Annotated in this window: 16 protein-coding genes; 5 read left to right on the forward strand and 11 right to left on the reverse strand. The window is 70.9% G+C overall.

The features are described from left to right. Positions 1–47: 47 nt before the first annotated feature. From IG08_RS0107320 to IG08_RS0107330, 3 genes are all read left to right on the forward strand, one after another. Positions 48–716: an MOSC domain-containing protein gene (locus IG08_RS0107320; RefSeq protein WP_030597769.1), complete on the forward strand. Its 669-nt coding sequence runs from the start codon at positions 48–50 to the stop codon at positions 714–716. 97 nt (positions 717–813) lie between these two features. Beyond that, positions 814–1,587, forward strand: a complete 774-nt coding sequence (locus IG08_RS0107325) for an SDR family NAD(P)-dependent oxidoreductase (protein ID WP_030597771.1) — start codon at positions 814–816, stop codon at positions 1,585–1,587. Between the two features lie 145 nt (positions 1,588–1,732). Beyond that, entirely contained in the window at positions 1,733–2,422 is a 690-nt protein-coding gene (locus IG08_RS0107330; protein ID WP_030597773.1) for an ester cyclase, read from the forward strand. 68 nt (positions 2,423–2,490) lie between these two features. On the opposite strand, the gene groL is transcribed toward IG08_RS0107330, so the two are convergent. From groL to IG08_RS0107350, 4 genes are all read right to left on the reverse strand, one after another. Beyond that, complete coding sequence (gene groL / locus IG08_RS0107335) at positions 2,491–4,116, reverse strand: chaperonin GroEL (RefSeq protein WP_030597775.1); 1,626 nt, start codon at positions 4,114–4,116, stop codon at positions 2,491–2,493. Between the two features lie 113 nt (positions 4,117–4,229). Then, positions 4,230–4,538, reverse strand: a complete 309-nt coding sequence (gene groES / locus IG08_RS0107340; RefSeq protein WP_003998759.1) for a co-chaperone GroES — start codon at positions 4,536–4,538, stop codon at positions 4,230–4,232. A 282-nt stretch (positions 4,539–4,820) separates the two neighbouring features. Next, the gene (locus tag IG08_RS0107345; protein WP_030597777.1) at positions 4,821–5,618 is read right to left on the reverse strand and encodes a polysaccharide deacetylase family protein; all 798 of its coding nucleotides are present in this window, start codon (positions 5,616–5,618) and stop codon (positions 4,821–4,823) included. After that, positions 5,615–6,493: a polysaccharide deacetylase family protein gene (locus tag IG08_RS0107350; protein WP_030597778.1), complete on the reverse strand. Its 879-nt coding sequence runs from the start codon at positions 6,491–6,493 to the stop codon at positions 5,615–5,617. Before IG08_RS0107350 ends, IG08_RS0107345 begins: the two co-directional genes overlap by 4 nt. Positions 6,494–6,646: 153 nt before the next feature. Between IG08_RS0107350 and IG08_RS0107355 the strand changes: the two genes are divergently transcribed. Next, the gene (locus IG08_RS0107355; RefSeq protein WP_030597779.1) at positions 6,647–7,807 is read left to right on the forward strand and encodes a THUMP-like domain-containing protein; all 1,161 of its coding nucleotides are present in this window, start codon (positions 6,647–6,649) and stop codon (positions 7,805–7,807) included. A 4-nt stretch (positions 7,808–7,811) separates the two neighbouring features. Here the strand turns inward: IG08_RS0107355 and IG08_RS55680 are convergent, their stop codons facing one another. From IG08_RS55680 to IG08_RS0107390, 7 genes are all read right to left on the reverse strand, one after another. Then, positions 7,812–9,851: a cell wall-binding repeat-containing protein gene (locus IG08_RS55680; RefSeq protein ID WP_234342821.1), complete on the reverse strand. Its 2,040-nt coding sequence runs from the start codon at positions 9,849–9,851 to the stop codon at positions 7,812–7,814. Between the two features lie 100 nt (positions 9,852–9,951). Then, a complete protein-coding gene (locus IG08_RS0107365; RefSeq protein ID WP_078655483.1) occupies positions 9,952–11,160 on the reverse strand; it encodes an RNA polymerase sigma factor in 1,209 nt (402 codons plus the stop codon). 105 nt (positions 11,161–11,265) lie between these two features. Beyond that, complete coding sequence (locus tag IG08_RS0107370) at positions 11,266–11,622, reverse strand: YciI family protein (protein ID WP_030597782.1); 357 nt, start codon at positions 11,620–11,622, stop codon at positions 11,266–11,268. 505 nt (positions 11,623–12,127) lie between these two features. Next, positions 12,128–13,531 (reverse strand): FG-GAP-like repeat-containing protein, encoded by a 1,404-nt coding sequence (locus tag IG08_RS0107375; protein WP_043453469.1) that lies wholly within the window; start codon positions 13,529–13,531, stop codon positions 12,128–12,130. An 81-nt stretch (positions 13,532–13,612) separates the two neighbouring features. Continuing rightward, positions 13,613–14,671: an LCP family protein gene (locus IG08_RS0107380; protein WP_234342822.1), complete on the reverse strand. Its 1,059-nt coding sequence runs from the start codon at positions 14,669–14,671 to the stop codon at positions 13,613–13,615. Positions 14,672–14,776: 105 nt separating this feature from the next. Next, the gene (locus IG08_RS0107385) at positions 14,777–16,135 is read right to left on the reverse strand and encodes a glycoside hydrolase family 10 protein (RefSeq protein ID WP_030597788.1); all 1,359 of its coding nucleotides are present in this window, start codon (positions 16,133–16,135) and stop codon (positions 14,777–14,779) included. Between the two features lie 116 nt (positions 16,136–16,251). Then, the gene (locus IG08_RS0107390; RefSeq protein ID WP_030597790.1) at positions 16,252–17,313 is read right to left on the reverse strand and encodes a LacI family DNA-binding transcriptional regulator; all 1,062 of its coding nucleotides are present in this window, start codon (positions 17,311–17,313) and stop codon (positions 16,252–16,254) included. A gap of 120 nt (positions 17,314–17,433) precedes the next feature. On the opposite strand from IG08_RS0107390, the gene IG08_RS0107395 reads away from it, so the two are divergent. After that, entirely contained in the window at positions 17,434–19,740 is a 2,307-nt protein-coding gene (locus IG08_RS0107395; protein ID WP_030597793.1) for a beta-xylosidase/alpha-l-arabinosidase, read from the forward strand. Positions 19,741–19,763: the final 23 nt, after the last annotated feature.

The following is a 19,763-nucleotide window of genomic DNA, read 5'->3' on the forward strand; positions in this document are numbered from 1 at the left end:
CCGATATCGCGTCGACGCTTTGGGCGGCGGCCGCCTACCGTGTCGTCATGAAGCTTCTGTCTCTGAACCTGGGCCGCGCGCAGAGCGTGCCGTACACGGACCAGCCGGAGGGGCTGACCGGCATCGACAAGCGGCCGGCCGACGGGCCGGTGCGGGTGTCGGCGCCCGGGCCCAAGGGCACCGGGGGCAGCGGACTGGCCGGGGACCAGGTGTGCGACCGGCGCCACCACGGCGGCAACGACCAGGCCGTGTACGCGGTCGCACGCGAGGACCTGGACGACTGGGAGCGCGAGTTGGGACGGCCGCTCGCGAACGGCGCCTTCGGGGAGAACCTCACGACCCTGGGCGTCGACGTGTCCGGCGCGCGGATCGGAGAGCGCTGGCGGATCGGGGCCGAGCTGGTGCTTGAGGTCACCTGCGGGCGGATTCCGTGCCACACCTTCCAGGAGCACGTGGGTGAGAAGCGGTGGGTGAAGCGGTTCACGGAGCGGGGCGCGCCGGGGGCGTATCTGCGGGTGATCGAGCCCGGTGAGATCCGCGCGGGCGACCCGATCGAGGTCGTGCACCGGCCGGACCACGACGTGACGGTGGCGCTGCAGTTCCGGGCGGTGACCACGGAGCGGGGACTGCTGCCGCGGCTGCTCGCGGCGGGCGAGGCCCTGCATCCGGAGGCGCTGGCGGCGGCGCGGAAGTACGCGGCGGCGAACGGGGCCTGACCTCCCCTCACAGGGCAGCTCTCCTCGTGGCCTTCACCGACCGGGAGGCGGTGTGCAGCAATCGGACGCACCCAGTCCGGGTCACTAACCTTGCGCCATGACAACGGCATTGATTACGGGATCGACCGCGGGCATCGGTGCCGCGTTCGCGCGGCGCCTCGCCGCTGACGGCCACAACCTGGTGCTGGTGGCCCGGGACACCAAGCGTCTTCAGGAACAGGCGACCGAACTGCACGACCGGCACGGCATCGAGGCGGAGGTGCTGACGGCCGACCTGGCGACGGACGACGGCATCGAGACGGTCGCCGCACGGCTCTCCGACCGCAGGAATCCCGTCGACCTGCTGGTCAACAACGCCGGCTTCGGCAACAAGGGCCGCTATCTCGACGTCTCCATGGCCGACGAGCTGAAGATGCTCAAGGTCCACTGCGAGGCGGTGCTCCGGCTGACCTCGGCGGCCACGGAGGCGATGCGGGAGCGGGGGCGGGGCGGTGTCGTCAACGTCGCGTCGGTGGCGGCGTTCGTGCCGCGCGGGACGTACGGGGCGTCCAAGGCGTGGGTCGTGCAGTTCACGCAGGGCGTGGCGAAGGACCTGGCCGGGAGCGGGCTGCGGCTGATGGCGCTGTGCCCCGGGTTCGTCCGTACGGAGTTCCATCAGCGGGCCGGGATGGGGACGGACAACATCCCGGGGTGGATGTGGCTGGACGCGGACAAGCTGGTGGCGGCGGCGCTGCACGACCTCGCGCGGGGGAAGACCTTGTCGATCCCGGACCCGCGGTACAAGGCGCTGATGGGTCTGGTGAAGGTGACGCCCCGGGCGCTGCTGGGCGGGATCAGCTCGCGGACCGGGCGGAAGTACGGCCCTCAGTAGGGCGCGGCTCCTCCAGGGCCAGGGGGATGGCCCTGGGGCCGATGTCGCCCCGCTGATACGGACCGCTCCCTCCGCGCCGACACTCGTGGCGCAAAGGGGGACAATGGAGATGTTCAGCCGGACCCAGGGGGTCGGAGGCGGCGTCATGACATTTGTGCAGCTCATTGACTGCAGGACCAGTCGGTTCGACGAGTTGGACCGGCTGATGGACACATGGGTCGAGCAGACCAAGGGGAAGCGGACGGCGACGCACGCGGTGGTCGGGAAGGACCGCTCCGACGCGTCGCACTTCGTCGAGATCGTGGAGTTCCCGTCGTACGAGGAGGCCATGCGGAACTCCAATCTGCCGGAGACGGACAAGATCTTCCGGGAGATGGTCGCGCTGTGCGACGAGATGCCCACCTTCACCGACCTGGATGTCGTGCGGGACGAGCAGCTCAACCGCGGGGTGGCGCGGGGGTTCTTCGAGGAGGCCGGGCGGGCCGGGGCGGAGGCGCTGTTCGAGCGGTTCTCCGACGACTACGTGGACCACGACCCCGCCAATCCCGAGGACCTGGGGCTGGCAGGGGCGCGCGAGGAGTACGCGGGGTGGCGGCAGGCCTTCGAATTCACCTTCCGGGTCGACGACCAGCTCGCCCAGGACGACAAGGTGTGCACCCGCTGGAGCTGGGCCGGCCGGCACACGGGCGACTTCGTGGGGATCCCGGCCACCGGCCAGAACGTCACCATGACCGGGACGACCTGGCACCGGTTCCGGGACGGGCGGATCTGCGAGGGATGGTGGCAGTACGACCGGGCCGGGCTGCTGGAGCAGCTGGGGGTACTCGGTCAGTGACCCGCGAAGGGGAAGGGCCCCGCTCCGGCACTCGCGTGCGGAACGGGGCCCTTTTACGAGCGTGAGGCTCAGTGGGAGTGGCCGTGGCTGTGACCACCGGCGGCCGGCTCCTCCTCTTCCTTCTTCTCGACGACCAGGGTCTCGGTCGTGAGGAGGAGGGAGGCGATGGAGGCGGCGTTCTCCAGGGCGGAGCGGGTGACCTTGACCGGGTCGATGACGCCGGCCTTGACCAGGTCGCCGTACTCGCCGGTCGCGGCGTTGAAGCCCTGGCCCTTGTCGAGCTCGGCGACCTTGGAGGTGATGACGTAGCCCTCCAGGCCGGCGTTCTCGGCGATCCAGCGCAGCGGCTCGACGACCGCGCGGCGGACGACGGCGACACCGGTGGCCTCGTCGCCGGTGCGGCCGAGGCCGCCCTCGAGCACCTTGGCGGCGTGCACCAGAGCGGAGCCACCACCGGAGACGATGCCCTCCTCGACCGCGGCGCGGGTCGCGGAGATGGCGTCCTCCAGACGGTGCTTCTTCTCCTTCAGCTCCACCTCGGTGGCGGCGCCGACCTTGATCACGCACACGCCGCCGGCCAGCTTCGCGAGGCGCTCCTGGAGCTTCTCGCGGTCCCAGTCGGAGTCGGTGTTCTCGATCTCGGCCTTGATCTGGTTGACGCGGCCCACGACGTCCTCGTGGTTGCCGGCGCCGTCGACGACCGTGGTGTCGTCCTTGGTGACCGTGATACGGCGGGCGGAGCCCAGCACGTCCAGGCCGGCCTGGTCGAGCTTGAGGCCGACCTCCTCGGAGATGACCGTGGCGCCGGTGAGGACCGCCAGGTCCTGCAGCATCGCCTTGCGACGGTCGCCGAAGCCGGGAGCCTTGACCGCGACCGCGTTGAAGGTGCCGCGGATCTTGTTCACGACCAGGGTCGACAGGGCCTCGCCCTCGACGTCCTCGGCGATGATCAGCAGCGGCTTGGAGGCACCCGACTGGATGACCTTCTCGAGCAGCGGCAGCAGGTCCTGGATCGAGGAGATCTTGCCCTGGTTGATCAGGATGTACGGGTCGTCGAGGACGGCCTCCATGCGCTCCTGGTCCGTCACGAAGTACGGCGACAGGTAGCCCTTGTCGAAGGCCATGCCCTCGGTGAAGTCCAGCTCCAGACCGAAGGTGTTGGACTCCTCGACGGTGATGACACCGTCCTTGCCGACCTTGTCCATCGCCTCGGCGATGAGCTCGCCCACCTGGGTGTCCTGGGCGGACAGACCGGCGACGGCGGCGATGTCGGACTTCTCGTCGATCGGACGGGCGGTCGCGAGGAGCTCGTCGGAGATGGCCTTGACGGCGGCGTCGATGCCCTTCTTCAGGGCGGCCGGGGAGGCACCCGCGGCGACATTGCGCAGGCCCTCGCGCACGAGCGCCTGGGCGAGCACGGTGGCGGTGGTGGTGCCGTCACCCGCGATGTCGTTGGTCTTGGTCGCCACCTCCTTCACCAGCTGGGCACCGAGGTTCTCGTACGGGTCGTCGAGCTCGACCTCGCGCGCGATGGTGACGCCGTCGTTGGTGATGGTGGGGGCGCCGAACTTCTTGTCGATGACGACGTTGCGGCCCTTGGGGCCGATCGTCACCTTCACGGTGTCGGCAAGCTTGTTGACGCCGCGCTCAAGGGCGCGACGGGCGTCCTCGTCGAACTTCAGGATCTTCGCCATGGGAGCGGTTCAGCCCTCTCGGAAACTTTGGGAGAACGAACCGCGCCCCCGGCACCCGGCTTCTTGACGATCGCGGGGGCCAGGGGCGCAGCTCACTGCAAAACTGGGGTGAATTACTTCTCGATGATCGCGAGCACGTCGCGAGCCGAGAGGACGAGGTACTCCTCGCCGTTGTACTTCACCTCGGTGCCGCCGTACTTGCTGTACAGCACGATGTCGCCGGTCTTGACGTCGAGCGGCAGGCGCTCGCCGTTCTCGAAGCGGCCCGGGCCCACGGCCAGGACGACGCCCTCCTGGGGCTTCTCCTTGGCGGTGTCCGGGATGACCAGGCCAGAGGCGGTGGTCTGCTCAGCGTCGAGCGGCTGGACCACAATGCGGTCCTCGAGCGGCTTGATGGCAACCTTGGAGCTGGTGGTCGTCACGATCCGACCTCCCCCTTCGGAGATCTCACGGGGTTAACTGTCTGAGGTGGCGACCAGGTGGATCCGTCGTCGCGGGTGCCGGACCTGCCCGTCGCTATTGGCACTCTCCAGTGGGGAGTGCCAGGGCCGAGACTATGACTGCGATTAGCACTCGGTCAAGCGGAGTGCCAATTCGCGGCGCCGGCCGGGTTGGTTTGCTGGCGCCCTGTGCCGTCGTGGCCGTCTCTGGGGGCTGCCGCCCCCAGGCCCCCGCTGTCGGCCCGACACAACACGAAGACCCGACTACAGGTAGTCCTCCAGGCGCCCCACCGTCAGCCCTCGCCCCTGGATCTCCCGCAGCAGCCTCGTCGTCCGCTCCACGAGGGCCTGGCCCGCCACCTCACCCGACGCCACCGACACGATGTCGCCCGCCCGCAGCCGCTTCTCGCCCGCTACGAAGCTCAGCTCGTCCCCCTCCATCGACGCCCGCCACAGCACGACCGCCGCGAGCCCGCAGTCGGCCGCCGCATGGAGTGTCGTCGTGTCGTACGTGCCGTAGGGCGGGCGGAGGAGGCGGGGGCGGATGCCGAAGCGGGACTTGACCTTGTCCTGCTGGCCGCAGATCTCGGCGCGCTGGCCGACGTAGGGCAGGCCGCGCAGGGCGGGGTGGTCGAGAGTGTGGTTCTGGATGCTCGCGCCGACCGACTGGAGGCGCGCGAAGTGGCCGTACCCGGGGCCGACGACGCTGTCCGTGAGGAACAGGGTGACCGGCAGGCGCAGTTCGCGGACCATGTCGACGAACCGCGGGTCCTTCTCGGCTCCGTCGTCGTAGGTCAGGAAGACGACCTTGTCGGGGGTGGGGATGTGGTTCACGACGGGCAGCCCCGCGAGGGCGGGCTTCGCCGGGCGCCTCGGGGGTGCGGCGAGTGGGACCGTGAGGCCCCAGCGGCGGTACGGCCGCTCGCCCGCGCCCTCCGGCCCGTACGACCCCACCCGCTGCGCCGCCTTCTTGCCCAGCCGCTCGATGGGGTCGACGGACTGGGCGCAGCCGGCGAGCAACAAGGTCGCCAGGACCGCGGCCACCAGCCCGCGCGACCTCACAGGTAGTCCTCCAGCCGTGCCACCGCGTACCCCTCGGCCGTGATCTTGTCGAGGAAGCGGCGGATCATGTCGGGCATCGTGCCCTTCCAGTCCTCCCGGCCCCGGAAGTGGCTGAGGACGATGTCACCGGGGCGGATCTTCCGGTCCCATTCGCGGTACTCCCAGTGGTCGACGAAGACCTCCTCGTTCCAGATCGGCGCGTACTTCACCCCGCAGGACTTCGCGGCGCGCAGGGTGTCCTCGTTGTAGTTGCCGAAGGGCGGGCGGAAGAGAGTGGGGCGCTTGCCGTAGTGCTTCTCGATGACGTCCTGCATGCCACAGATCTCGTGCTTCTGGCGGGCGTAGGAAAGTCCGGGCAGGTAGGGGTGATGGAGGGTGTGGTTGTTGAGTACGACCCCTCTGGCCTGCATCTTCTTGAAGTAGCCGTAGTCCTCCTTGACCAGGTAGTCGCTGAGGAAGGCGGTGTACGGGATCTTCAGTTCGCTCATCATGCGCAGGAACGCCGGGTCCTTCTCGGCGCCGTCGTCGATGGTGAGGAAGACGATCTTCTGCTTGGTGGGGATGGTGGTGAAGATCGGCGGCAGGCCCAACTTCTCGTGGCCGTCGACCTCGAAGCCCTTGCGGGTGGTGATGCGCGGCTTCTTCGCGGGCGGCGCCGGGGGTGTCAGCGGGACCTTCTTCAGGCCCCAGCGTTTCGTCGCCGCCGCCCGGGCCTTGTACGCGGCACGCAGCTTGGTGGCGTAGCCGTCGAGGGCGCGGGCCGGGGGCGCCTGGAGGCGCTGCTGGCCGGGGGCGGGGGGCACCCGGGAGCCGTCGCCCTGCGCACAGCCGGAGGCGACGGCGGCGACGGCGAGGACGGCGACGCCACCCCGCACCCTCGACGACCGACTCCGCACCCCGGAAGACCGGTTTTTGTAATTTTGTCCTACTTCTCGCATGGTGTCGGATCTTCGCAGGTCACCGCCTCGGGCCGGCGCCGACACCGCCGCCGGAGGCGCACCGTCCACCGACTGGCCCACAATGAGCCGGTGAACGACCTCGCTCCCCTCCTCACCCCAGAGGGCCGCGCCCTCCTCGACGAAGTGCGCGACACCGCCCCCGCCGACGAACTCACCGTCGCCACCAGGCTCCGCCGCGAACACCCCGTCGAACTCGTCTCGGCGGCGCTCGGACAGGCGCGGCTGCGGCAGCGGGCGGCGGCGAAGTTCGGGCCCCAGGACGCGGGGCGGATGTTCTTCACGCCGAACGGGGTGGAGCAGTCGACGCGGGCGAGTGTGGCGACGTATCGCGCGGAACGGCTGAAGGCGCTGGGGGTGACCTCCGTCGCCGACCTGTGCTGCGGCATCGGGGGCGACGCGATCGCACTCGCCCGGGTCGGGATCCGGGTCCTCGCCGTGGACCGCGATCCGCTCACCGCCGCCGCGGCCCGGGCGAACGCCGACGCGCTGGGGATCGCCGATCTGGTCGAGGTGCGGGAGGCGGATGTCACGGAGGTGGATACGGCCGCGTACGACGCCGTGTTCGTGGACCCCGCCCGGCGCGGCGGCCGGGGCCGGATCTTCGACCCCGAGGCCTACTCCCCGCCCCTCTCCTGGGCCGTCGAGGCCGCCCTCAAGGCGCCGCACGCCGCGCTGAAGATCGCGCCCGGCATCCCCCACGAGGCGATTCCCGCGGACGCCGAGGCCGAGTGGATCTCGGACGGGGGTGATGTGAAGGAGGCGGTGCTGTGGTTCGGGACAGAGCCCGGGGCGGTGCGGGCGACCCTGCTGCCGGGGCCGCGCACACTGCTCGGCCGCGGCCTCCCCGACCCCGAAGTCCGGTCTGTCGGGCGGTACTTGTACGAGCCCGACGGCGCCGCCATCCGCGCCCACCTGGTCGCCGAGGTGGCCGAACAGCTCGACGGCGGGCTGATCGACCCGACCATCGCCTACGTCACCGCGGACGAGCTGCGCGCGACCCCGTATGCCACCGCGTACGAGATCACCGACCAACTCCCCTTCAACCTGAAGAAGTTGAAGGCACTGCTGCGGGAGCGCGGGGTCGGGATCCTGACCGTGAAGAAGCGGGGGTCGGCCGTCGAGCCGGAGGAGCTGCGGAAGAAGGTCAAGCCGCAGGGGCCGAACTCGGCGACCGTGTTCCTGACCCGGGTGGCGGGGGCGCCGACGATGCTGATCGGTGCCCCCGCGTAGCCGCCTACTGGTGGTGGACCGTCCTGAGCGGGTCCAGGTGCGGGTCGGCGCCGACCGGGCCGGACCGCGCCACGGTGGCGGGCTGGCCGTCGTTGGTGCGGGCGGCGAAGGTGCTCGCCTGGGTGCTCGGCGGCTCGTCGCCGTTGAGGTACGGGTGGTACACGAACTGGCTCGAACTCGCGCTGATCGCGGCGCCCGCGGTGTTCAGCGCGCCCGCCGTGACCGAGCCGGTGGAGCCGAAGGCGACCGTGAACTGCGTGCTCGCTGACTCGCGCAACAGGTAGCTCTTGACCTCGCTGGACAGGTCCGGGCGGGAGGTCCACAACACGGGGCCGAAGACGTTCATCGCCGCGCCCGCGGACACCCCGTCGCGCCAGGAGCCGGAGTAGGCGAGGGCGACGTTGCTCGGCGCGGTCCACCAGAACTTGGCGACGGCCACCGAGAGGGCTTCCTTGGTGGCGCCCGTGATCGGGTAGTACGAGTACGACGACGGCCACTTCGAGAAGGACGTGTGGGTCAGCGCGTACTTCGCGTCCGAGCCCACCGTGATGACCATGGTCGTCTTGGGGTTGAGGCCGTTGAGGTACGACTTCACCGACGAGGTCAGCGTCCTGCCGTTCGTGAGGACGAGGCCGCCCGCGCTGGCCGTGCCGTCGGAACCGGCGGCGGCTGACGCCGCGAGAGCCGCGTAGGCGTCGGTGCCGGAGGCCAGGAACACGTACTTCGGGGTGCTGGTGAAGGACTTCGCCACCGAGACGGAGGTCGCGTACCGGTCCGCGCCGGACAGCCGCTTCGGGACGTAGCCGAGCGCCTTCAGCTGCGAGGAGACCGTGGTGCTGAGGACGGAGGTGTTGCCGACGAGGTAGACGTTCTTGCCCGGCTTCAGCATCCGCTTCAGCTCGGCCTTCACCGCCGCGGTCAGCCCGCTCTTCGAGGTGCCCAGCACCGGGGCCTGCTTCCGGCCGGCCAGCCCTGGCGCGGTGAGCGAGTACGCCGCGCTGTCCCGGTTGACCAGCACCGCGGACTTGGCGGTCATCAGGCCCGGCACGCTCTCGCCGACCGTGTTCCAGGTCCAGCGGGAGGAGGCGATGTTGGTGGCGTAGGTGTCGGCGCCGTAGACCCGGCCGGTGGAGTTCTTGCGCAGCGGCTGCCAGCTGGGGTTGCTGCCCTGCGGCGTGCCCGGGACCTTGGTGAGCTCGCCGGTGGCCAGGTCGGCGTACTCGATGGTGTGCACGTCGGAGCTGTCGCCGGAGGTGTGGGCGTCGAAGATGATCCGGGTGCCGGTGGGCGACCAGGACGGGTTCTGGTAGCCGCGGCCGTCGGTGGTGATCTGCTGGACGTCCGTACCGTCGGCGTTGGCGGTGAAGAGCTGCGACAGGCCGCCGTCGACGTTGCGGACGAAGGCGAGCTTGCTGCCGTCCGGGGAGAAGGCCGGCTGCGCGGCGTCGGTGAGGACCCGCTTGACCGTCTTCGCGGTCGGGTCGTAGACGTACACGCCGTCGTTGTCGTAGCAGCCGTAGTTGATACGGCGTGAGAAGGCGACCAGGCCGGCCGGGCTCACCGTCGGGTCCTCGTCGCAGACGGTCGACGGCTCCTGGGCGTCCGTCAGCAGCGGCCGCGGAGCCCACGAGGCGTCGGAGGGGCCGTAGACGAGCTGGCCACCGGTGGAGTAGACGACGTAGCGGCCGCCCCACCAGAAGGCGAGGTCCTTCTGCTCGGCGCTGGAGCGCACGCCCGACGCCCAGGGCAGCACGAACCGTGAGGTCCCGCTGGGTCGGATGCTGGCAAGCTCGCCCCATTCGGAGACGATCCGGCTGCCGTCCGGAGCCCAGGCCGCGTAGGCACCCATGTAGTTGCCCACCTGCGTGGTGGCACCGGTGGCCGGGTCGACCAGCGTCGGGCCGTCGGTGAGGATCTTGCCCTCGGTGCCCGGCCAGGGACCGGCGTCGTCGGCGGCGGCACCGGGCGCGGTGGCCAGGGCGCCCACCGCGGCGAGCGCCGCCGCGGTCGCGAGCGTCGCGACACGGCGCGTGAACAGTCTCAAGTTGTCGACCCCCCATGGATCATCACAAGCCCCGCACAGGGGCTGGATCACTGTAGATTCCCGATGGGGCGCATGGGAACAGAGTGACGAGGGAAGAGAACTACGCTTTGCACGCGTCGGCCCTGGCCAGCAGCAGTCCCCGCTCCTGTTCGTTCCGCGTCAGCTCCGCCGCCCGCTCGAACTCCGCCCGGGCCTCCGCCGTACGGCCGAGCCGGGCCAGCAGGTCGCCGCGGACGCTGGGCAGCAAGTGGTAGTCGCGCAGGGCGGGTTCGGCGGTGAGGGCGTCGACGATCTCCAACGCCGCTTCCGGACCGTCCGCCATCGACACCGCGACCGCCCTGTTGAGTTCGACGACCGGGGACGGGGCGCGGGCGGCGAGCAGGGTGTACAGGGTCGCGATGCTCGCCCAGTCGGTGTCCTCGTAGGAGTACGCGTGTGCGTGGCAGGCGGCGATGGCGGCCTGGAGGGCGTACGGGCCGGGGGCGCCGGTCGCGGTGGCGTCGGTGCGGCCGAGGGCGGTGATGCCGCGGGCGATGAGCATGCGGTTCCAGCGGCGGCGGTTCTGGTCCTTGAGGAGGACCGGTGCGCCGGACGGGTCCGTGCGGGCCGCGGACCGGGACGCCTGGAACTCCAACAGGGAGGTCAGGCCGTGGACTTCGGGTTCCTTCGGCATCAGGGCGGACAGGATGCGGGCCAGGCGCAGCGCGTCCTCGCAGAGCGCCGGGCGCAGCCAGTCGTCGCCGGCCGTGGCGGCGTAACCCTCGTTGAAGATCAGGTAGATGACGTCCAGGACGGAGCCTAGGCGGGCCTCGCGGTCGGGGCCGTAGGGAACCTCGAAGGCGATGTTCTTCGCGGCGAGGGTGCGCTTGGCGCGGACGATGCGCTGGGCGACCGTGGATTCCGGGACCAGGAACGCGCGGGCGATCTCGGGGGTGGTGAGGCCGCCGAGGAGACGGAGGGTCAGCGCGATGCGGGCCTCGGCGGAGAGGACCGGGTGGCAGGTGGTGAAGACGAGGCGGAGCAGGTCGTCGTCGATGTCGTCGGGGGCCGACGGCTCCTCGGGCGGGGGTGTGTGCGACAGGTCCCGGCCCATCTCCGCCAGCTTGCGGGCGTAGTTCTCCCGGCGCCGGACCAGGTCCACGGCGCGGTGCCGGGCGGTGGCCATGAGCCAGGCGCCCGGGTTGTCGGGGACGCCGTCGCGCGGCCACTGCTCAAGGGCCGCGACCAGCGCGTCCTGGGCCAGCTCCTCGGCGATGCCGACGTCACGGACGATGCGGGTGACGCCGGCGATGATGCGCGCGGACTCCATACGGAAGACCGTCTCGACGGTGCCGCGGGGGTCGGTGGCGGAGGGCTGTGGGGTCACAGCCCTCCATTCGACACCTGTACGGCCGTACAGCCAAGGAACAGGCGCTCAGCCCTCCGCGATCTCCCGCACCTCGCAGGTCACCGTCCAGAACTCCTCGTGCACCTTCAGGAACCGCTTGGTCCACTCCAGCGCCTCGGCCTTGTCCTTGCACTGCATGACCGCGTAACCGCCGACGACCTCCTTGGACTCCGTGAAGGGCCCGTCGGTGACCGAGATCTTCCCGCCCTCCCAGTGCACCCGGGTGCCCTGGGCCGTCGGGGTCAGCCCGGCGGTGTCGAGCATCACCCCCGCCTTGGTGATCTCCTCGATCAGCTCGCCCATGCGCTGCATCAGCTCGGGGCTGGGGCCCTCGGCGGGCGCGGTGCTCTCGTCGATCTGCACGAGCGACAGGTAACGGGGCATGGTGACTCCTCAGGTCCGGCCGGCCGGGTCCTTCCCGGCCTCTCACCCCTGCGTCGATCGGGAGACAGCCGGATCGACAGGCTCGACGGATTTCTTCGAGGTTTTTTCTGCGGGGTGCGTTTCCGCAGGCAGGGAGCCCTTCGGATGCTTCCGACACAGGAGACCCGCAGCCAGTCTCCCCACGGCCAGCGGCCCTGCCGAGGAGCGGCCTGCCCCCCGAACAGGCCCTGCGCGCCTACCGCACCATCTGGTACGTCGTCTACGGCGCCCTCGTCTTCCGGAGCGCGGAGACACGGCGGGCCGCCCTCGTAGCGAGCGCGCGGCCGGAGCTGCGGCTCGGGTGGCAGCTTGGCGAGCAGCCGAGCCCGTACGAAGCCGTATGCGTGCGCCACCCGCTCGGGCCAGCCCCGCCGTCACCGCCTGCGCGAGCTGCGCCTCCCCCGCACCCCGTGCGAACCACTGCCGCTCACGTCACGTCCGTAAGCTCGGCGCGCTGCCATCACACCTACCCCACCGCGCCCCCGAACCTCGCCTTCGCATACGGCACCCCGAGCACCTTCCCCCCGACCATCAGCCCCGCATCCGTCACGACCCCCTCCGGCCGCCCCCGCAGCACATACACCCGCCCGTTCCCGGCGTCCTCCCCCACCGCCGCGGCGACCAGGTCGGCGTGGCCGTTGCCGTTGATGTCGAGGAGGCGGACCGCGCTGCCGAAGACGTCGCCCGGCTGGGTGGTGCCGGGGATGCCGGGGGTGTCCTGGGTGAAGACCTGGGAGCCGGTGCCGGTCAGGCCGGTGGGGGTGCCGCGGAGGACGACGACCTCGCCCGCTCCGTCGTCGTAGCCGAGTTCCCTGCCGATCGCGCCGACGGCCACGTCGTCGATGCCGTCGCCGGTGATGTCGCCGGCGGCGAGGGCGGAGCCGAAGAGGTCGTTGATCTCCGAGGCCCCGGGGACTCCCGGGGTGTTCTGGGAGTACGACTTCCAGCTGGAGCGGGGTCCCAGGCCGGAGGCCGAGCCATGGGCGACCGTGATCCTCCCGGCGTCGTCGGGGACGGAACCGGCCAGGAAGTCGTCGTACCCGTCGCCGTTCACGTCGCCGAAGGCCAGGCCGTAGCCCCCGTCAGGAGCCTTGTCGGTCGCGTCCTTGAGGCCCGAGGAGGAGGCGGTGTAGAAGCGGGTGCCGTAGCCGCCCTCGCCGTAGTAGACGCGCAGGGCGAGTTCGTCGCGGCCGTCGCCGTTCACGTCGCCGGTGGCGCCGTCGTCGACGTCGTAGTACTTGAGGTGCTCGGGGTCCAGGGCGGTCTTGCGGGCCGGGGCGCCGGAGCGGGTGACCGGGCCGGTCCAGACGGTGGCGGTGCTGCCGAGGGGGTCGTCGCCGGGGGCCCGGTCGGTGCGGAACAGGGCCAGGTCCAGCTTGCCGTCGCCGTCGAAGTCGCCGGCCTGGGTGTTGGTCGCGGGGACGGCCGTACCGCCGGACAGGCCCTTCGGGCTGCCCCAGACGATCACCGCATCGCCCTTGCGCCGGGCGAGGCCGACCACCAGGTCCGCGTACCCGTCCCCGTTCAGGTCGCCCTTGGAGAGCCTCGCGCCGAAGCCCTGGTCCGCCACCGGGTCGGCCGGGATTCCTTGCGTGGTGCGGCTGATGACGGTCCGGCGGGTGGTGGCGGACACACCGTGCGGGCCGCCGTAGAGGACCGCCACATAGCCGGCGCCCTTCTGCCCGCCCAGCGTGGCCCCGGGGGCACCGATCGCGAGGTCCTGGTAGCCGTCGCCGTCGAAGTCGTCACGGACGGGGGTCTGCGCGGGGTCCCGCGCCCGGTCCGAGAGGTCCGACGGGACCCAGCCCAGCGCGAGCAGTCCCGCCAGCAGTGGCACGGTCCAAGGCGTGTACGAACGAAGCAACAGCACCGGGCGACCCTCTCGACGACGGCGAGACCCTCACCGGACGAGACTCACGACCGCCCCCGGCGGTTGCGTTCATTCACTCACTCAGCGCAGCGACTCCCACAGCTCGCTCGCCTCCGGCTCGTCCGCCACCACCCGGTTGGCGTTCGACGGCGCGGTCACCACGGGCATGGTCACCGTCTTCATGTCGTCCGCCGACAGGCCCTGCAGGCTCTCGCCGAGGCTCATCAGCTCGGTCAGCGAGTCGAGGCCGGTGTCGGTGGTGAGGCTGCCGGTGATCGCGTCGGCGACCGTGTACAGCTGGGTGGGCTCGGAGAGCAGGTTCGTGGAGGAGATCTGCTCCAACAGGGCCTTCACCAGCTTCTGTTGGAGGCCTATACGGCCGAGGTCGCTGCCGTCGCCTATGCCGTGCCGGGTGCGGGCGAGGGCGAGGGCCTGCTTGCCGTTGAGGGTGTGGGTGCCGGCCGTCAGCTTCAGGTGGCTGTCGTCGTCATCGATGTCCTCGTCCGTCGTCACCGTGACGCCGCCGAGGGCGTTCACCAGCTTCGCGAAGCCCGAGAAGTCGATCTCGATGTAGTGGTCCATGCGGACGTTCGTGATCGACTCGACCGTCTTCACCGCGCAGACGGCGCCGCCCACCGCGTACGCGCTGTTGAACATCGCGTTGTACGCCACCGCCGTGGAGCCCCCGCTCTCCAAGGGACACGACGGCCGCGTGACGAGCGTGTCGCGCGGGATGCTGACCACGGTGGCCTTCGTCCGGCCGGCGTCGATGTGCACGACCATCGCGGTGTCGGACCGGGCGCCGCCGCTGCTGCCGCCACCGAGCGCCTTGTTCTCCTTGCCGCTGCGCGAGTCCGAGCCCAGGACAAGGATGTTGATGGCCTCGGTGGGCAGCGGGGAGGCGGAGGCGGTGCCGGACGGGGTCGGTGTGGTGACCGACTTCGCCGGGCGGTCGTCGCCGAGCGCGCTGTTGATGTCGACGCTCTTGATGTTGCTGTTCAAGTGCCAATAGGCCCAGCCGGCCGCCCCGATGCCCAGCACCAGTGCGCCTGCGAGGGTGAGGCCGGCGGCCTTCAGCAGTCTCGGCCGCCGGCCAGGTCTCTTGCCTGCCGCGTCCCCGTTCTCGTCGTGTGACTTCACGGGGAGGAACGTAAGTCCGAATTATTACGAGCAGGAACCTCGTCAGCCGATTCCTTCGGAAATTCTCAGACTTCTCATGCCATCATCAGCCCAGGTCAGCCCCACTCATCCCAGTGCCACCGTGGGCACCGGATTGCTCCCGCTCCAGGAGCCGTTGAACCCGAACGTCACCGAGCCGCCGTCCGCGACCGTCCCGTTGTACGAGGCGTTCACACACTGCACCGCCGTCCCCGACTGGGTGCAGGTGGCGTTCCAGGCCTGGGTGATCTGCTGGCCCGCGCCGAACTCCCAGCCCACCTTCCAGGACGACAGCGAGCCGCCCGCGCAGGCGATCGTCACCTGGCCGGTGAAGCCGGTGTTCCACTGGCTGCTGACGCTGTACGTCGCCGTGCAGCCGTCCGTGGACGGGCCGCTGCCGCCCAGTGCCTCCGCGATCGCGTAATACGCCGGTTTCGGCGCGTAGTTCTCGTCGTACGGCGTCGCCGCGCCCTGTCCCGGGAAAGTGTCCGGGATCCACGAGTCGGAGTCGGTGAAGCCCCAGACGGTGACGCCGGTGCAGCGCGTCACCGCCACGCACGCGTTCATGACCGCCTTGTAGTCCGCGGCCTGTTGGGCCAGTTTCGTGCTGTCCGACGGCAGCGTCATCCGGATGTCCAGCTCGGTGATCGCCACGTCGACGCCGAGGTCGGCGAAGCGCTGGATGTTCTGCTGGAGCGTGGAGGGCACCTGGCCGAGGATCAGGTGGGCCTGGAGGCCGACGCCGTCGATCGGGACGCCTTGCTCCTTCAGGGACTTGACCAGGTTGTACAGGGCGGTGCTCTTCGCGTTGACGCCCTCGACGTTGTAGTCGTTGATGTACAGCTCGGCGTCCGGGTCGGCGGCGCGGGCGGCGGTCAGGGCCTGGGCGATGTAGCCGGTGCCGAGGCCGTTGTACCAGAGGGTCTGGCGGTAGGTGCCGTCCTCGTTGAACGGCTCGTTCACCACGTCCCACGCGGCGAGCCGCCCCTTGTAGCGGCCCACTTCCAGCGCGATGTGGTCGTTCAGCAGCTGGCTGAGCTCGGCCGAGGTCCAGGTGCCGTTCGTCAGCCAGCTCGGGTTCTGGCTGTGCCAGGCCAGGGTGTGGCCGCGCACCTGCTGGCCGTGCGCCTCGGCGAAGGCGACGATCTGGTCGGCCTCGGCCCAGTTGTAGGTGCCCCGGGTCGGCTCGACCGAGCCCCACTTCATGGCGTTGCCGGGGGTCAGCCAGTTGAACTGCGCCCCCGCGATGTCGCCGTAGGTACCGGTGAGCTTGGACCCGGTGACCGCCGTACCCATGACCTTGCTCTTGGCGTCGGCGAGGTCGCGGAGGGGGACGTCCGCGGCTCGCGCCGTGGTCGCACCGGCGGTCAGCAGGGCGCCGACGGCGGCCGCACCGGCCAGCACGGCGGTGAGTCGTACACGTAACGAAGGTCTGGAGGTTCTCATTGCGGGTGCCTCCGAAAGTTTCGGTCGTGCAACCGATTGACTTCGGAGGAGTGTGAGGGCGCTCACCTCACCCGTCAATACGTCAGCTTCCGGCCACACCGCACCCGGGCGTCACATCACGCCGGCGGCGCCCCCGTACTGCTGCGCACCACCAGGCTCGTCGCCAGCTCCACCCGCGTCGCCGCCTGGGTTCCGTCCTCCCGCCCGAGGTCGAGCACCAGCTTCGCCGCCGCCTCGGCCATCTCGGTCAGCGGCTGCCGTACGGTCGTCAGCGGCGGGCCCACCCAGCGCGCCACCGGCAGGTCGTCGAACCCGACGACGCTCAGGTCCTCCGGGATGCGCAGCCCCAGCTCGCGCGCGGCCTCGTACAGCCCGAGCGCCTGGAGGTCGTTGCCGGCGAAGACGGCGGTGGGCCGGTCCGGGCGCCGCAGCAGGTCCAGGCCCAGCCGGTAGCCGGTCTCGTGGTGGAAGTCGCCCGGCTTGATCAACCCGGGGTCGACCGGCAGCCCGGCGGTCTCCAGGGCGGCCCGGTAGCCGTCGATGCGGGCGCGGCTGCACATCATCCGGGACGGTCCGCTGATGGCGCCGATCCTCCGGTGCCCCAGCTCGACCAGATGCCGGGTCGCGGCGAGCCCGCCCTGCCAGTTGGTGGCGCCGATCGAGGGCACGTCGGCGCCCGGGTCGCCGGCCGGGTCCATCACCACGAACGGGATCGATCTGCTGTTGAGCAGGGCGCGCTGGGACTCGTCGAGCCCGGACAGCACGAGGATCACACCGTGGGGGCGGCGGGCGGCGACCTGGTCGGCCCAGGTACGGCCGGGCGTGAGCCGCCCGGCGCTCTCACTCAGCACCACGCTGAGGCCCGCGTCCCTCGCCACGTTCTCCACCCCCCGGATGACCTCCATCCCCCACTCGCTCTCCAGCTCATGGAAGACCAGGTCGATCAGGGGCGAGCGGCTCGCCTCGGCGCGGCGGCGGCGATAGCCGTGCGCGCGCAGCAGGTCCTCGACTCTGCTGCGGGTCGCGGGGGCGACATCGGCACGGCCGTTGAGGACCTTCGAAACTGTCGGCGCCGAAACACCGGCCTCTCGGGCGATCTCGGCAAGCGTCGCCGTTTGCGCGGACCGACCGGTTGCCGGGGCTGTCGCCCGGGTTTCTGCGGGCTCCGAGGGTGTCATGGCGGCGATCGTATCCCTGCACGACCTCTTGACGAACCCTCCTGGCGGCCCTAGGTTCCCAAAACATTCGAATTACATCTCGAAACATTCGCGAGAGGTCGTCGACCCGACAGGAGTTTCATGACCACCGCGCCCTGGCGTGACCCCGCCCTGCCCGCCGCCACCCGCGTCGACGACCTCCTCTCCCGGATGACCCTCGAGGAGAAGACCGCCCAGCTCTACGGCGTGTGGGTGGGCGCCAGCACGGACGGCGACGGAGTAGCACCACTGCAACGCGAGATGACCGCCGAGTACGACTGGGACGAGCTGATCGGTCAGGGCCTCGGCCAGCTCACCCGCCCCTTCGGCACCGCCCCCGTGGACCCGGCGCTGGGCGCGCAGGCACTGGCCCGCGCCCAGCGCCGTATCGCCGGGGCGAGCCGTTTCGGCATCCCGGCCCTCGCCCACGAGGAGTGCCTGGCCGGCTTCACCACCTGGCAGGCCACGGCCTATCCGGTGCCGCTCGCCTGGGGCGCGAGCTTCGATGCCGCGCTGGTCGAGGAGATGGCCGGCGCCATCGGCCGCGACCTGCGCTCGGTCGGCGTCCACCAGGGTCTCGCCCCCGTCCTGGACGTCGTACGCGATCTGCGCTGGGGCCGGGTCGAGGAGACCATCGGCGAGGACCCGTACCTGGTCGGCACGATCGGTGCCGCGTATGTGCGGGGCCTGGAGTCGGCCGGGATCGTCGCCACGCTCAAGCACTTCGCCGGGTACGCCGCCTCGGCGGGCGCCCGCAACCAGGCACCTGTGCGGGCGGGCGTCCGGGAGCTCGCCGACATCACCCTCCCGCCCTTCGAGATGGCACTGCGCGAGGGCGAGGCCCGCTCGGTGATGGCCGCGTACACCGAGACGGACGGCGTCCCGGCCTCGGCGGACCCGGGACTGCTGACCGAACTCCTGCGGGAGGACTGGGGGTTCACCGGCACGGTGGTCGCCGACTACTTCGGCATCGGCTTCCTGCAGACCCTGCACCGGGTCGCCGGCAGTGAGGCGGGGGCGGCGCACGCGGCGCTCGCGGCGGGCATCGACGTCGAACTGCCGACCCTCAAGTGCTACGGCACACCCCTGCTGGAGGCCGTACGAGCGGGCGAGATCCCCGAGTCCCTGATCGACCGCGCGGCCCGCCGTGTCCTCCTCCAGAAGTGCGAACTCGGCCTCCTCGACGAGGGCTGGGACCCGGAGCCGGCCGGGCGGATCGACCTGGACTCGACGGCGAACCGCACCCTGGCCCGGCGGCTGGCCGAGGAGTCGGTGGTGCTGCTGGACAACCCGGACGGCCTGCTGCCGTTGGCCCCCGACACCCGGATCGCGGTCGTCGGCCCGCGCGCCGCCGACGCCCTCGCCATGCTGGGCTGCTACTCCTTCCCCTCCCATGTGCTGACGCACCACCCCGAGGTGCCGATGGGCATCGAGATCCCGACGGTCCTGGAGTCGCTGCGCGCCGAACTCCCCGACGCGAAGGTCACGTTCGCGGAGGGCTGCGGGGTGACCGACCCGGACACCGGGGGCTTCGAGGAGGCGGTGGCGCGGACGGCCGAGGCGGACGTGTGCGTGGCGGTCCTCGGCGACCGGGCGGGGCTGTTCGGGCGGGGCACCTCGGGCGAGGGCTGCGATGTGACGGACCTGCAACTTCCGGGCGTGCAGGGTGAGTTGCTGGACTCGCTGGTCGCGACGGGTGTGCCGGTGGTACTGGTCCTGCTGACCGGCCGCCCCTATGCACTGGGCCGCTGGCACGGGAGGCTTGGAGCGGTCGTCCAGGCGTTCTTCCCTGGAGAGGAGGGCGGCCCGTCGGTGGCGGGAGTGCTGTCGGGCCGCGTCAACCCGTCCGGGCGCCTGCCGGTGAGCGTCCCGCAGGTGCCCGGCGGCCAGCCGTGGACCTACCTCCAGCCGCCCCTCGGCCTCGCGGGCGAGGTCAGCAACCTGGACCCGACCCCGCTGTACGCCTTCGGACACGGGCAGTCCTACACGGCGTTCGCCTGGGAGGACTTCACGGACGGCCCGTCACAGATCGGCACGGACGGCACGTACGACGTGTCGCTGACCGTGCGCAACGCGGGGGACCGGGCGGGCGCCGAGGTCGTCCAGCTGTACCTGCACGACCCGGTGGCCTCGGTGACCCGCCCGGACATCCGCCTGATCGGCTACCACCGCCTGGAGTTGGAGCCGGGCGAGTCCCACCGGGTCACCTTCCACTTCCATACGGATCTTTCGGCCTTCACCGACCGTACCGGGCGAAGGGTGGTCGAACCGGGCACCCTGGAGCTACGGTTGGGGGCATCCAGCGCGGACGCACGGCACACGGCCCGGCTGAACCTCACAGGGCCGGTACGGGTGTTGGGCCCGGATCGCCGGCTGCGCTGCGAGACGGAGGTGTCGGGCGTGGAGTGAACCGACACCGGGAGCACGGGGGT

The sequence above is a fragment of the Streptomyces fulvoviolaceus genome, from assembly GCF_000718165.1.
In the GTDB taxonomy this organism is placed as follows: Bacteria; Actinomycetota; Actinomycetes; order Streptomycetales; family Streptomycetaceae; genus Streptomyces; species Streptomyces fulvoviolaceus.